Genomic DNA, 13,241 nt, shown 5'->3' with positions numbered 1-13,241 from the left:
CCCCGCCGCTACGGGCGATGGACCTGCTCCGCCTGCGGACCCTTGGGCCCTTGAGTGACTTGGTACTCGACCTTGTCACCCTCCTGCAGCTACTTGAACCGGTGCTCTGAATCGCGGAGAAACGGACGAACATGTCCGGGCCGCCGTCGTCCTGCTGAATGAACCCAAATCCCTTGTCGGCGTTGAACCACTTCACGGTGCCTGTTGCCATCGGTCCAGATCCTTGTTCATGCCGGAGCGCGACCTTGGCGCGCCCCGCAGCACAATTGCGGCTGCGGCTCCTGAACTCTGCCATCCAGAGCCGCTTCCACCGGTAAGCGCACTGCCCTAGTCGCCCGGGTGGCCCGATGCCAATGGGCAAGTCGACGCGGCTTCCACGGCCCAAGGCGGGCGCGCCTGCCTCATTGTCCGTACACCTACAGCATTGTCCGTACACCTACAGCGGACCCTTCGGTCCCTGTCCGCCCGCTTGTACATGGGGTCGATGCCTCTGCCGCCATGCCGCTCTCCTGCTCGCTCTGCTCCTCCGGCCCGCGGGCCGCGGCGAACAGGAACTTGCCCAGCAGTTGCTGTTCTGGTTCGGCTGGAACGCGGCCGGCTGAGTGCCACTTCCAGCGCCGCCGGGTGGACGACTGGCCGATGCCGTTAGCGGGCGCTGGTACGGGGCACCCGTGGGGTGCCCAGGGCTTCTCCGCGTCAGCGGTGTAGCCCGCACCCGTAGGTGAGGAGAGGAGTGCTGGCGGATGACGACCGCGCGAGAGATCATGACGGCGGGCGCCGAGTGCATCGGCGCCCAGGAGACGGTGCTCGAAGCCGCGAAGAAGATGACCGAGATGGGGGTCGGTGCGCTGCCGATCTGCGGCACGGACGAGAGGCTCAAGGGCATGCTCACCGACCGCGACATTGTGGTGAAGGTTCTCGGGGTGGGCAAGGATCCGGCCGAAGTGAAGGCCGGTGACCTCGCACAGGGCGAGGCGGTCACCATCGGCGCCGACGATGACGCCGAGGAGATCCTGCGCACCATGAGTGAGCACAAGGTCCGGCGTCTGCCCGTCATCGACGGGCACATTCTGGTCGGCATGGTCGCCCAGGCCGACGTCGCCCGTGCCCTGCCGGACCCGAAGGTCGGTGATCTCCTCCAGGCGTTGTCCACCGACTGATCGGCCCGTGTGTGCGAGGGGCGGGCGTTCGGTGCATGACAGATACGAGAATCCGGAAGATCTGGCGTGTGGCACGGACGGCACATCGCGCGGCACCAGGTCAGATGGCATGCCGGCCGTGCCACACATGTGTGCACGCGATGTGTGGCCCAGGGGGTGGATCTGAGTCACCGGGAACTCGCAGGCGTACTTGTTCAGCTCCTCGGAGTACATCCAGGACAGGGCCTCGTGCCCGTCGCACGCCTGGGGTGGGGCCCTGGACTCGGGGCTTCATGACGTCAGGTGTGAGCGGAGATCGCCGCAGCACGCTCGGAAAGGAACAACGGACCCGACGGATCGTCCAGGTCCTCCGTGAGTGTGGAGGACGTGCGAAAGCCATCTTCAGTGCCGATGCGGCGCCCAACTGTGCACCAGCCAGCTTGACCTCGACGCCAGACGTTGACTCTCTCCGTCACCAGCAGCGGAGCGCTATCCGGGCCGTTGGCGCGCGAAGGAATCCACCGCTTCACGGTGGCTTCCTGGACGTACGGCGCAGCCGGTCCAGGCGGGTGATGACAGGGGTCGCCGTGATCCCGTGCACGACGACCGACACGAGGACTGTGAAGGCGATCAGCGACCACATCTGATCGGCGAGGCCGTTGAAGTCGTTGTGCCCCAGGGCGTAGGCCAGATAGAACAGCGACCCCCCGATACCGCGGACGCCGAACGCAGAGGTGACGATCTTCTCCCGCGGTCCGGTCGACAGGCCAATCTGTGACACCCATGCGGTGACCGGACGAACGGCCAGGACCAAGAGAAGACCAAGGAGGGCGGTGGGCCAGGTAAGGGCGTCGAAGCCCCTCTCGGCGAGGTAGCCGCCCAGCAGGAACAGGAGGAACGCGGTCAGCAGTCGCTCGATCTGCTCGGTGAACTCGTGCAGCACTTTGTGGTAGCCGTGGCTGCGTTCGGCAGCCCGTACGGAGCAGGCCGTGACGAACACCGCCAGGAAGCCGTACCCGTGCGCGATTTCGGCGATGCCGTAGGAGACAAATGTTGCTCCCAGGGCCACGAATCCTTCCAGGTGTTCGGAGAGCCGGACGGCGGAAGGCTTGGCGCGAAAGAACATCCATCCCAGAAGACGCCCGATCACCAGGCCGGCGACGATGCCGATCGCGGTCTTGGCCAGCAGATCGCCCAGGACCCACGGATCCAGTCGGCGGACCAGCCGCCGCCGGATGCAGCGGCCATGGCGACGGCGGCCAGGACAAAGGGGAACGCCAGGCCGTCGTTGAGTCCCGCCTCTGCGGTCAGGGTGAAGCGCACCTCGTCGTCGTCGCGCTCGGAATCAGCGGGTTCCCCGACTCGTACCTCCGAGGCGAGGACCGGATCGGTGGGAGCGAGCACGGCAGCAACCAGCAGCGCGGCAGCCGGCGGCCAGTCCAGCAGAACGACGGCAAGCAGACCGGTCGTGGCGATCGTGAGCGGCATCGCCAGGCCCAGCAAACGCCATGGCCCCGCCCACCGGCCCAAGCCGAAGGGACGGTTGAGGGCCAGACCCGCACCCATGAGAGAAACGATCAGGCAGACCTCCGTCGCGTGCTCCACCCACAGACGGTCTTGTACCGGATCCACCACGGGCAGCGGCAGCGGCAAGAGCGCCACAGCCGCGCTGGCGGCCAAGAACACCATCGGCATCGAGAAAGGACGGCGGAACACCAGCCGTGGCAGCACGGCCGCGGCCAGAGCACCTCCTCCCAAGGCGGCATACACGGCGTCAGAGAACTTCATCTGCAAGATCCTCGCAGAACAATGCCCTCTACCTTCGGTCAGTTCGGCTCACAGCCATTTACGCGACGATCCCCCACGGAGGCCTCTGCACGTTCGTGCAGGCGGCGGCCCCTACGGGTCGTCCCTTGGTCAGCAGAGGTGGAGCTGGTGCAACCGCTGCGCGGGATTGTTTACATATGCGTGGAGAGGCACCACAAGTAGATGCCCCAACTCCCGCTGGCCCAGTGGAATGCACGACACCTTGGGCTCGGGCATCTACAGAATCGCGCGGGTTCGCGGAATCTCGGATGGCTGAAGGCAAGAACCCGCTGGTGCGGCTTGGGTTGGCGAGCTGGCGGGAGGGGCTGCCATGGTGATCGAGCCGCTGTGTGTGGTGCTGTCGCCGACCCAAGCGGCTGGGCTGCGGCGTCGGTTGAGGGCTCGTGATCTCGTACCCATCGAGCGGATGCGCCTGGAGTGCGTGCGCCCGTCGGCTCAGGGCCGGACTGCGCCCGAGATCGTCTCGGTTCTCGAGAAGTACATGGTCACCGCACTGGTAGTCACTGGTGGCCGTCATCGAGGACGACGGGCTCGGTGCCTGCCCGGTGGGGCGGCCGGGCAGGCACCGGTGGGTGGAGTGTTCAGGCGGGGTCGGGTGCCGTGCCGTCGTCGAGCACGGGTGGAAGTAGAACGTCTCGTTGTCGGCGAAGCCGCCGTTCGGTCCCCAGCGGCGCCGATCCTGCGCCACCGGCGCGCCCGGGCGCGGATCGTTGTGCGGGATGGCCACGTACTCGCGGGTGCCGTTCAGCCGGAGCACCGTCATGTTCGGGAACATCGGGTCCGGGTGTTCCAGGACTACGTTCTGGGTGTCCCGGCGCGGGCCGCCGGGCTCGGGCCAGCCGTTGGGGCCGTGGCAGTCCCACAGGTGCAGCGGGGTGCCGGGTTCGGAGTCGTGCCCGCCGCGTACGTCCAGACACTTGCCGGTCTTCGTGTGGACCAGCTTGTAGAGCGGTTTGCCGTCCTGGGACTCACCGTCGGCCGGCTCCAGGGCCCAGCGGCGGGTTCCGTCATCGAGGGCGACGTTCTGCTCGATGCCGGTGCCGTTGGCGGTGCCGCTGGCGTGGTTGGTCAGCAGCAGGTGCGAGGTCTCGGAGTGGATCTCGAATTCGGCCGGGAGGCTGCCGGCCCGGAGGCTGCCGAAGTAGACCGGCCAGTGGTCACTGCCCCGGCCGGTCTCGACGGTGGCCTGCCACTGCTCGGTGGTGAAGTTGGCGACCATCCAGTCGTACTCGCCGCCGAGCCGGTGAGTGGGCTGGCCAGGGTTGTAGACCACGGATTCGGCCGGGGGCTCCAGCGTGCGCAGGGTGCTCGGCGAGCGGTTGAAGTCGCCGATGGCGGCCCAGTGGTTCATGTTCTCCTCGGCGGCGGCGTCCCGGACGCGGCGGAGGATGGAGCCCGAGTCGGAGCCGCCACCGGGCCAGTTGGGCGGGTCGATCCGTCCCGCCGCGGCGTGCAGCGAGGCGAACAGGATGTCGTCTCGCTGGTTGACCACGCCCAGCATGGGCCGGTACCGGCCGGGGATGTTGAGGACCCGGTCCGGGGCCCAGGCGGTGATCATGCCCAGGTTGCGGGTGTGGTGCTCCAGGATGAACAGGTAGCGCACCGGTTCCCGGTCGCTGGGCTGCCAGGCGTACTGGGTGATGCCGTTGCTCCGGCCCAGGCGGCGGGCGCCCTCGGGGGGCGTGGACGGCGTCTCCTGAAGGGCGACCACGTCATGGGTCCGGGATATGTCGTAGGCGGCGGCCCAGTGGTCGCGGCTCTGGTTCATGTTCCAGGTGGCCGGCCGGTGGGTGTCCGGGGGCGCCGCCTGCGCCGTGCCGGAGGTGGCGGTGATGACCCCGCACACCATCAGGAAGGTGGCGAGCACCGAGACCAGTGCGCGCAGGCGCCGGGACCTGCCCGGACGTAAGAAACCGGCGGCGTCACGCCCGCCGGGACGTTGAGAGTGCATGAATCTGCCCTTTCCTTCTGCGAGAGCACGTCAGGCGAGGAGGTTTCCTCGCCTGTGCCGCGACGACGGCGCACGGTTGGTGGGCCGGGTGCATCGCGGCCACGGCCTCGGGGGTGCCCGGCCAACTGCCATGCGACAAGCCGGCAAGGGGAGGACCGACCGGGCCGATGCTTGCGGGTGCGGTGACGGCGGGCTACCCCTGGTTTCATTGAGTGGACCCGTCCGGCGCGATCCGCAGGGGGTTTGGCGTGACCGGCTCGCACGACGGCAACGGCACGCACGAGGAACCCTCCCGCGTCCGAGGACACCGCCCGGCCCACGGCGAACCCCTCCTGGACCGGGCCTTTCGTGTGCTCGCCTGTTTCGGGCCGGACACACCGGTGCTGTCCCTGACAGCGCTGGCCGCGCGGGCGCACCTCCCCAAGGCCACCGCGCTACGCATCGCCCGCAAACTCACCGAGCATGGCGCGCTGGAACGCACCGCCCGCGGTCACTACACCATCGGCTTACGGGTCCTTGAGATCGCCTCGGCGGCACCACGCGGCCATGGCCTGCGCGTCGTCGCCCTGCCCTACCTGCACGACCTCTGGCACGCCACGCGCCAGCACGTACAGCTGGTCGTGCGCGAGCGCCTGGAATGCGTCCTGGTCGAGCGGATCTCCGCACCCGACGCCCAGCGCGTGATGTACCGGGTCGGCGGCCGGATGCCGCTGCACGCCACCACTCCCGGACTCGTCCTGCTGGCCTTCGCCCCCACCCAGGAGCAAGAGGACTTCCTCGCCGCCGAACGCCCGGCCGACGAGGACAACCCAATCGGCACGCCCGACGCACTGCGGTCCCGGCTCGCGGCCATCCGCCGCGACCGGTACGCGGTCTACTCCCGCCCCCAATGGGACACCCTCATGACCGGCGTCGCCGCGCCCGTCCTCGACCGGCACCAGAACGTCATCGCCGCCACCTCGGTCATCACCCCGTCTGAACAGAGCGAGCCGACCGCACACATCCCCGCCGTGGTCGCTGTGGCACGCGCCATCACCCGCGCCATGGCCACCGCACCATAGGCAGCCCCCTGCCCCAGGCACTGTCCGGTCGGTCACCTCCGCCAGGCTGTGGCTGGTGCCATCGCAGCGGCCTTCCGTGTGAGAGCCCGGTCAACGGCCGCGTGTAGCTCCTATGGCTGCCTCTGAGATACCTCGAGCTCGATACGCCGAACACCGCATGCAACGAAGAGCAACGCCCCGAAAGCTGGGCAAGCGACGAAATGCGCAGCACGGGGTGACGAAAGAGCGGCGGCGAGCCCTGGCTCTCCTGCTGCATGAAGAAATCGTTGAAATCGTTGACGATGTGAACATCCCGGCCTGCCCGCGCGTACAACATCGAGAACCGGCCGACGCAGGGCCGACCGTGAAGAGGGAGCCAGCATGACCGGATCGCAGGGCCCGTCGCGGACCGTGACTCGCCGTACCGTCGTCGCTGCGGTGGGCGGGGCTGGCCTCACCGTCGCGCTGACCGCGTGCGGCGGCTCGGACGACGGCGGGCAGAAGGTGGCCGACACACCGGCAGGCGGAGCGGGTGACACGGGCAAAGTGATCGCCAAGACCGCCGACATCCCCGAGGGCGGCGGCAAGGTCATCGGCGATGTGGTGGTCACACAGCCGAAGGCCGGGGAGTTCAAGGCGTTCTCGTCGAAGTGCACCCACCAGGGCTGCGCGGTGAAGGACGTCGCCGACGGCGTCATCAACTGCCCGTGTCACGGCAGCCTGTTCAACGCCGCGGACGGCAGCGTCAAGAAGGGGCCCGCCACCGCGCCGCTGCCACCCGCCTCCATCACCGTGGACGGAGACTCGATCAAGCTCGCCTAACACGACGCGGCCGCTTCCAGCAGGAAAGCACATCGTCGGTCGTGGTGATCGTGGCGACCAGAGCGAGCGTGTTGCGGATCATTGCGGGGGTGTAGTCGGCGGGCACCCCCGCGATGGCGTCCTGGGGAACCACCGCCGTATAGCCGAGGTTGACCGCGTCGAAGACGGCGTTGGGGATGGCGACGTTCGCCGAGACGCCGGTGACGACGAGGGTGCGGCAGCCGAGGTTGCGCAGCAGCGCGTCGACGTCGGTGCCGGCGATGGGCGACAGGCCGTGCAGCCGCCGTACGACGAGATCTCCGTCCGCGACCTCTATCGGCGGCGCGATACGGACGGCCGTCGTGCCGGAGTGCTGCTGGACGGGGAGCCGGGCGGCCGCCCGGAACAGCCGCGCGTTGTGGTTGGCGCCGCGCCCGTCCGGGCGCCGCTCGGCCACCGCGTGCAGGACCTGCACGCCGGCTTCGTGAGCGCCCGCGACCAGCCGGGCGACCCTGTACAGCGCGCCGGACGACCGTGCCTGCGCGGCGAGTTCGGGCAGGGCGCTGTCCTCGCCGACCACACCTTGCTGGCACTCGACGGTGAGCAGCGCCGTGGTGACCGGGTCGAGCTGCTCCGCGAGCTGTTCGAAGGACGGCACGACTCCTCCATCTTCGACTCTTCGACTCTTCTGACTGACTCTTCGGACCGGGCGCGCGACAGTAACCGCCATTGCGCGACGAAGGAAGAGCCCTCATGATTTCTGACACACAGTCAGCTATGTGGTCAGCTACGAGGAGGGGGCCGCCATGGCCGTCACACAGCGCAGGGGCCGTCGCATCATGATGACGCCCGGCGAACTGGACGAGTTCCTGGCCGAGCAGCGCACCTGCCGGGTGGCCACCGTGTCCGCCGACGGCCGCCCGCATGTCAGCGCCCTGTGGTTCGCCTGGGACGGGACCTCACTGTGGCTGTACTCCATTATGCGCAGCCGCCGCTGGGCACAGCTGCGGCACGATCCGCGGCTCGCGGTCGTGGTCGACGACGGCGAGGAGTACGGGGAGCTGCGCGGCGCGGAGCTGTCCGGCGCCGCGGTCTTCGTGGGCGAAGCGCCGCGCACCGGCGAGTCATGCCCCGAACTGGACGTGCCGGAGAGGCTGTTCGCGCGGAAGAACTTCGGGGTGGACGAGATGCCGCACGACGGCAGGCATGCGTGGCTGCGGCTGACCCCCGACTCGATCGCGTCCTGGGACTTCAGGAAGCTGTCAGGCCTCTGAGCACCCTCCGAGCCGACAGGACTCCGAGCCGACAGGACTCCGAGCCGACAGGGCCCGGAGCCGACAGGACCCGGAGCCGTCAGTGCTCCGACCGCTCCACCGCGCCCGCGGCCTCGCGCAAGGCCTCGACCGCCGCCCTGATCGACGGGCGACGATCCGCGTCCGTCCGCCACACCGCATAGATGTGCCTGCGCATCCTCTGCCGTACAGGCACGAGCCGCACCCCCTCAGGCACCCAGCCGCGTCCCAGCCTGGGCGTGACGCACACTCCCAGCCCCGCCTCGATCAGCGCCAGCTGCGTATGGTGCTCCTCCGCCATGTGCGCGATCCGCGGCTCGAAGCCCTTGGAGCGCAGCGTGAACATCAGCCACTCATAACAGAATTCGCCTTCCGGCCAGGACACCCAGTCGTCCTCGGCGATCTCCTCGAGATCCACCTCCGCCCGGTCCGCCAGCGGATGATCCGCGTGCATGGCGACATCAGGGACGTCGTCGAGCAGGTGTACCTGCGCGAGCCCGCCCGGCACGGGTAGCCGCTTGTTGCTCCAGTCGAGCACGACCGCGAGGTCGAGGTCGCCCCCGACCACCTCCCGGATCCCCTGCTCGGGCTCCAACTCGCGCGAGCGCACTCGCAGTTCGGGGTGGCGCGAGCGCAGCGACCTCAGGGTCGCGGGGAAGAGCCCGCGCGCGGCCGTCGGGAACGCTCCGATCCTGACCTCGCCCACCACCTGCCCCCGCTGCGCCTCGATGTCGGCCTGCGCGAGCTCGACCTGGGACAGGATGCGCGCGGCGTGGTCCGCGAGCAGCTGACCGGCGTCGGTGAGGCGCACGCCACGCCCGTTCTTGGCCAGCAGCTGCTGGCCCACCTCCCGCTCCAGCTTCGCCATCTGCTGAGAGACGGCCGAGGTCGTCACATGCAGCCCGTCGGCCGCTCCGCTCACCGAGCCATGGCGGGCCAGCGCGTCCAGGGTCCGCAGGCGCTCCAGATTCAACATGTAAGTAATGCTAAGCGAACGCAGCAAATAATTCTCGCTTGTCCTACGAGATGGGAGCGGCCAAGGTGGACGGCATGAGCACCGACGTCCCCTCCCGGACCTCATCGACCTCCACCCCGGCGCCCGCCGACCCCGTACGCCGCAGCGGCCTCGACTGGCGCATCCGCTTCGCGGTGCTCTCTACGGTCTGGGGCTTCAGCTTCCTCCTCATCAAGGTCGGCACCGGCGGGTACGCGCCCTTTCAAGTCACCTTCGGCAGGCTGTTCTTCGGTACGGCGGTGCTGGCCGTCGCGATGGCGGTGCGGCGGGAGCGGCTGCCACGCGGGATCCGGACGTGGATGCACCTCACCGTCGCCGCGTTCGTGCTGAATGCGTTGCCGTTCTCGCTCTTCGCCTACTCCGAGCTGACGATCCCGTCGACGCTCGCCGGCATCTGCAACGCCACCTCGCCGCTGTGGGGCATGGTCCTGTCACTGGTGGCGCTCTCCGAGGACCGGCCGACCCGGCGCCGGGTCGCCGGGCTCGGCATCGGCTTCCTGGGCGTGCTGACCGTGCTCGGTGCGTGGCAGGGATTCTCCGGGCTCGACTTCGGCGGCACGGCGATGGCGCTGCTCGCCTCGCTGAGCTATCCGATCGGCTGGATCTACGTACGCCGCACACTGGCCGGCAGCAGCCACTCCAATCTCTCACTGACCGGCGCGCAGCTGCTGCTCGCGACCGTCCAACTCGCGGTGGTCACACCGCTGTTCACGACCCTGCCGACCTCCTTCCCGCTCGTTCCGCTGCTCGCGGTGGTCGCGCTCGGCGCCCTGGGGACGGGCTTCGCGCTGCTCCTCCAGTACGGTCTGGTCGCCGAGGTCGGCCCGACGACGGCGCAGATGGTCACGTACTTCATCCCGGTCATCGCGACGGCCGCGGGCGTCGCGGTGCTCGACGAGCAGCTGGGCTGGAACACCCCGGTGGGCGCGCTGATCGTCCTGGCGGGCGCTGCGCTGACCCAGAGCCGGCCGAAGGCACCGGCCGCCACGACACTCACTCAGCCGTAGCTGCGCGCGGGGGCCGGGCCGGCGGCAGCCGCGACCGCGTCCGCGACCGGCTCGATGTCGTCCGTCGTGAGGCTCGACACGGTGAGCCGCACGCCGGGTGGCGCGGACATCCGGAAACGCGCTCCCGGCGCGACCGCCCAGCCGGCGTGCAGCAGTCGCGCCACGGCACCGGTCTCGTCGGAGACCGGCACCCAGACGTTCATCCCGCTACGCCCATGGGCCTCGATGCCACGCTCCGCCAGCGCCCGCAGGAGCGCGTCGCGCCGTTCCCCGTACGCGTGCGCGACTGCAAGCGGGTCCACCGCGCCCGAGGTCCACAGGTCGACCACCGCACGCTGCAGCAGCCGACTGACCCAGCCGGGTCCGAGCCGCTGCCGGCCCATCACACGGTCGATGGTGACGGTGTCGCCGGTCAGCACGGCGACCCGCAGATCGGGCCCGTACGCCTTGGCGGTCGAGCGTACGAACGCCCAGCTGTCCGTGACCCCGGCGAGCGGATGCAGTGGAAGGTCGACAATCGCGTGTCCGTGGTCGTCCTCGATGAGCAGGGTGTGCGGGAACGTGGCCAGTACGGCGCGGAGTTCACGCGCGCGTGCCTTGCTCACCGCGGCGCCGGTCGGGTTCTGCGCCCGGTCGGTGACGATGAGCGCCCTGGCCCCGGCGGCGATCGCCCTGGCCACCTCGTCCGGCACCGGCCCGTCGTCGTCGAGCGCCACGGGCACGGGTTTCAGCCCCAGCGCCGGCACCAGATCCAGTGTGCTGCCCCAGCCGGGGTCCTCGACGGCGACCGCGTCCCCAGGCTTGAGGTGCGCGGAGAGGACGCGCTCGATGGCGTCCAGCGATCCGGAGGTGACGGCGACCGGCCCTGCGGGCACGCCGTCGGCGTCCATCGCGGCGCGGGCGAGCCGAGCGAACTCCGCGTCGACGGGTGCCTGTCCGTACAGACCGGGTTCCTCCGCGTTACGCCGGGCCGCGGCGGCTAGCGCCTCGCCCAGCGGCGGCAGCAGGGCGGGGTCCGGGTTCCCCTCGCCCAGGTCCCGTACGCCAGGGGGCGCGTCGACCCGGATCGACCCGCGGGCCGTGCTGGCCGGCCGCGGGCGCACCCGACTGCCCTTGCGCCCCGCGGTCTCGATGACTCCGCGGTCGCGCAGCGTCCGGTACGCGGACGCGACGGTGTTCGGGTTGACGCCCAGCTCGGTCGCCAGCTCCCGCATGGGCGGCAGCAGTTGACCCGGCTCCAGGTCACCCGCGCCGACCGCGCGCTCGACGCTGGCGGCAATCTCCGATGCACGACGCCCGACGATCCGATACTCTCCTAGCACAAACGAGATTATGCACTAGTACAATGGAGTTGGCAATGCCGGACGTCTACGAGCCGACCGAACGCACCGTCCCCACCCGCTCCCGGGACCGCGCCGCGTACGACCGCGAGCTGGTCCACTCCATACTCGACGAGGCATACGTCTGCCATCTCGGCTTCGTCCGCGACGGCGCGCCGGTCGTCCTGCCGACGCTCTTCGCCCGCCTAGACGATCACTTGTACATCCACGGCTCGACGGGCTCACGCCCCTTGCGCATGGCCGGCGAGCCGGACCCCGGCCTCGACGTGTGCCTGACGGTCACCCACGTCGACGGCCTGGTCCTTGCCCGCTCGGCGTTCCACCACTCGATCAACTACCGCTCGGTCGTGGTGCACGGCACCGCCCACCAGGTCATGGACCCGACGGAAAAGCGCATGGCCCTCGACGCCCTGGTCGACAATGTCGTCCCGGGCCGCTCACTCGACTCCCGCCCGGCCAACCCGAAGGAACTGGCGGCGACGGCGGTGCTGCGCCTGACCTTGACGGAGGTCTCGGCCAAGCTCCGCACGGGCGGCCCGAACGACGACCCGGAGGACACGGAACTCCCGTACTGGACGGGCGTGGTTCCACTGACCACCCATCAGGGCACACCGATCCCGGCGGCGGATCTGGACGACTCGATCGGGGTACCGGGATATTTGACCGGAGCGTGAGGTGGCGGCCAAGCCGCCCCCGCCCGCGGCGGGCGTGAGGTGGCGGCGGGCCGCCCCCGCCTACCCCTTCCCCACCCGGGTCTCCGCCATCGCCAACCCCGCCACCGCCACCAGCAGCAGCGCCGTCCCCACCACCGTCGCCGCCGTGAGCCGCTCATCCAGCGCCGTCACCGCGATCACCGCCGCGCTCACCGGCTCCAGCAGCATGATCACCGAGACCGTCGCCGACCGCACCACCGCCGCCCCCGCGAAGTAGAGCGCGTACGCAAGCGCCGTCGGCACTGCCGCGACGTACGTCAGCAGCCAGACCACCCGCCCCAGTTCCGCGGTGTGCGGCAGCAGCCCTTCGCCCAGCGCCATCGGCAGCAGCCCCACCGCCCCGATCGCGAACGCCCACGCCGTCGTGGCCAGCGAGTCACCGCTCCCGTCGCGCCCGAGCCACCGCGTGAGCAGCGTGATCGCCGCGTACCCGGCCGCCGAGAGCAGCGCGAGCGCGACCCCCACAGGCCGTACCGTCCCGCCCTCGCCGCCGAGGACCAGGACGAACAGACCGGCAAGTGCCCCGGTGACGGCGATGACGCCGCCCCGCCCGAGCCGCTCCCCCATCGTCAGCCGCGCGCCCACGGCGATGAGGACAGGCCCCGCGCCCAGCGTGACGACCGTGCCCACCGCGAGACCCGTCGCCTGGACGGCCGCGAAGTAGGCGCTCTGGAAGACGGTGAGCCCGATGCCCGTAGCGAGAATGCGCAGCAGTCGGCGCCGCCGCGGCTCGACGGGCCCCGCGACAGCTCCCCTGGCCACAGCAGTTCGCCGCGTCCGCAGCGTGAGCGCGCCCAGCAGCAGCACCAGACCCCCCGCGCAGCGCCAGAACGACAGCGCAAGAGGACCGAGATCGCTCACCCGGAAGACCAGCGAGGCAGCAGCGCCCGCGGTCCCCCACGCGACTCCGGCAAAGATCAGATAGAGGAGGCTCCGCCCGATGGGCACGCCGACAGCAGGAGCGCAGGAAACATTCGACACGTGACTTCTCCGTGTGAAGAACGGGATGGGTGGTCGCTCGGCTGCGTCACACGGGCAGCGACGAACCGCTCGGGGACACCCCGAGCCCGGTCTTCGTCAGAGAGTTGCTGCCCGCGCTAGACGGCGGGCGGCGGA

At 69.9% G+C, this 13,241-nt stretch carries 11 protein-coding genes and 2 pseudogenes; 6 read left to right on the top strand and 7 right to left on the bottom strand.

All coding sequences use genetic code 11. From position 1 onward, the window contains the following. Nucleotides 1-8 precede the first annotated feature (8 nt). Nucleotides 9-211, bottom strand: a pseudogene (locus tag ACFYWY_RS09720) (cold-shock protein). A gap of 532 nt (nt 212-743) precedes the next feature. On the opposite strand from ACFYWY_RS09720, the gene ACFYWY_RS09715 reads away from it, so the two are divergent. Next, nucleotides 744-1,160: a CBS domain-containing protein gene (locus ACFYWY_RS09715; RefSeq protein WP_389182386.1), complete on the top strand. Its 417-nt coding sequence runs from the start codon at nt 744-746 to the stop codon at nt 1,158-1,160. Nucleotides 1,161-1,665: 505 nt separating this feature from the next. Here the strand turns inward: ACFYWY_RS09715 and ACFYWY_RS09710 are convergent. Beyond that, nucleotides 1,666-2,927 (bottom strand): annotated as a pseudogene (locus ACFYWY_RS09710) (cation:proton antiporter). 58 nt (nt 2,928-2,985) lie between these two features. Next, the gene (locus tag ACFYWY_RS09705; RefSeq protein ID WP_389182383.1) at nt 2,986-4,917 is read right to left on the bottom strand and encodes an RICIN domain-containing protein; all 1,932 of its coding nucleotides are present in this window, start codon (nt 4,915-4,917) and stop codon (nt 2,986-2,988) included. 248 nt (nt 4,918-5,165) lie between these two features. Here ACFYWY_RS09705 and ACFYWY_RS09700 point away from each other — a divergent pair, with 248 nt between their 5' ends. Both ACFYWY_RS09700 and ACFYWY_RS09695 read left to right on the top strand, forming a co-directional pair. Then, nucleotides 5,166-5,978 (top strand): IclR family transcriptional regulator, encoded by an 813-nt coding sequence (locus tag ACFYWY_RS09700; protein ID WP_389182380.1) that lies wholly within the window; start codon nt 5,166-5,168, stop codon nt 5,976-5,978. Between the two features lie 360 nt (nt 5,979-6,338). Then, nucleotides 6,339-6,779, top strand: a complete 441-nt coding sequence (locus ACFYWY_RS09695) for a Rieske (2Fe-2S) protein (protein ID WP_389182377.1) — start codon at nt 6,339-6,341, stop codon at nt 6,777-6,779. Here ACFYWY_RS09695 and ACFYWY_RS09690 read toward each other — a convergent pair. Then, nucleotides 6,766-7,416 (bottom strand): cysteine hydrolase, encoded by a 651-nt coding sequence (locus tag ACFYWY_RS09690; protein WP_389182374.1) that lies wholly within the window; start codon nt 7,414-7,416, stop codon nt 6,766-6,768. The genes ACFYWY_RS09695 and ACFYWY_RS09690 overlap by 14 nt on opposite strands. Nucleotides 7,417-7,564: 148 nt before the next feature. Between ACFYWY_RS09690 and ACFYWY_RS09685 the strand changes: the two genes are divergently transcribed. Beyond that, entirely contained in the window at nt 7,565-8,032 is a 468-nt protein-coding gene (locus ACFYWY_RS09685; protein WP_389182371.1) for a pyridoxamine 5'-phosphate oxidase family protein, read from the top strand. Nucleotides 8,033-8,111: 79 nt separating this feature from the next. Here the strand turns inward: ACFYWY_RS09685 and ACFYWY_RS09680 are convergent, their stop codons facing one another. Continuing rightward, on the bottom strand, nt 8,112-9,026 hold the full coding sequence (locus ACFYWY_RS09680; RefSeq protein WP_389182368.1) for a LysR substrate-binding domain-containing protein: 915 nt from the start codon (nt 9,024-9,026) through the stop codon (nt 8,112-8,114). Between the two features lie 74 nt (nt 9,027-9,100). Here ACFYWY_RS09680 and ACFYWY_RS09675 point away from each other — a divergent pair, with 74 nt between their 5' ends. After that, complete coding sequence (locus ACFYWY_RS09675; RefSeq protein WP_389182365.1) at nt 9,101-10,072, top strand: DMT family transporter; 972 nt, start codon at nt 9,101-9,103, stop codon at nt 10,070-10,072. Here ACFYWY_RS09675 and ACFYWY_RS09670 read toward each other — a convergent pair. After that, nucleotides 10,063-11,394: an aminotransferase class I/II-fold pyridoxal phosphate-dependent enzyme gene (locus ACFYWY_RS09670; RefSeq protein ID WP_389182362.1), complete on the bottom strand. Its 1,332-nt coding sequence runs from the start codon at nt 11,392-11,394 to the stop codon at nt 10,063-10,065. The two genes, ACFYWY_RS09675 and ACFYWY_RS09670, sit on opposite strands and share 10 nt — an antisense overlap. 35 nt (nt 11,395-11,429) lie before the next feature. On the opposite strand from ACFYWY_RS09670, the gene ACFYWY_RS09665 reads away from it, so the two are divergent. Beyond that, on the top strand, nt 11,430-12,086 hold the full coding sequence (locus ACFYWY_RS09665) for a pyridoxamine 5'-phosphate oxidase family protein (protein WP_389182359.1): 657 nt from the start codon (nt 11,430-11,432) through the stop codon (nt 12,084-12,086). Nucleotides 12,087-12,146: 60 nt separating this feature from the next. Here the strand turns inward: ACFYWY_RS09665 and ACFYWY_RS09660 are convergent, their stop codons facing one another. Continuing rightward, nucleotides 12,147-13,106 carry a DMT family transporter gene (locus ACFYWY_RS09660; protein WP_389182356.1) on the bottom strand — a complete coding sequence of 320 codons (960 nt, stop codon included), beginning with the start codon at nt 13,104-13,106 and terminating at the stop codon, nt 12,147-12,149. Nucleotides 13,107-13,241 lie beyond the last annotated feature (135 nt).

The sequence above is a fragment of the Streptomyces sp. NPDC002870 genome, from assembly GCF_042888505.1.
GTDB lineage: Bacteria > Actinomycetota > Actinomycetes > Streptomycetales > Streptomycetaceae > Streptomyces.
Note: the sequence above shows the minus strand (reverse complement) of the source record. Positions and strands in the feature narration are given on the sequence as shown.

Excerpts from the sequence above, each read along its gene's own strand:
- ACFYWY_RS09695 (WP_389182377.1), top strand. The coding sequence starts at position 6,339 with ATGACCGGATCGCAGGGCCCGTCGCGGACCGTGACTCGCCGTACCGTC.
- ACFYWY_RS09685 (WP_389182371.1), top strand. The coding sequence starts at position 7,565 with ATGGCCGTCACACAGCGCAGGGGCCGTCGCATCATGATGACGCCCGGC.
- ACFYWY_RS09680 (WP_389182368.1), bottom strand. The coding sequence starts at position 9,026 with ATGTTGAATCTGGAGCGCCTGCGGACCCTGGACGCGCTGGCCCGCCAT.
- ACFYWY_RS09665 (WP_389182359.1), top strand. The coding sequence starts at position 11,430 with ATGCCGGACGTCTACGAGCCGACCGAACGCACCGTCCCCACCCGCTCC.
- ACFYWY_RS09675 (WP_389182365.1), top strand. The coding sequence starts at position 9,101 with ATGAGCACCGACGTCCCCTCCCGGACCTCATCGACCTCCACCCCGGCG.
- ACFYWY_RS09705 (WP_389182383.1), bottom strand. The coding sequence starts at position 4,917 with ATGCACTCTCAACGTCCCGGCGGGCGTGACGCCGCCGGTTTCTTACGT.
- ACFYWY_RS09715 (WP_389182386.1), top strand. The coding sequence starts at position 744 with ATGACGACCGCGCGAGAGATCATGACGGCGGGCGCCGAGTGCATCGGC.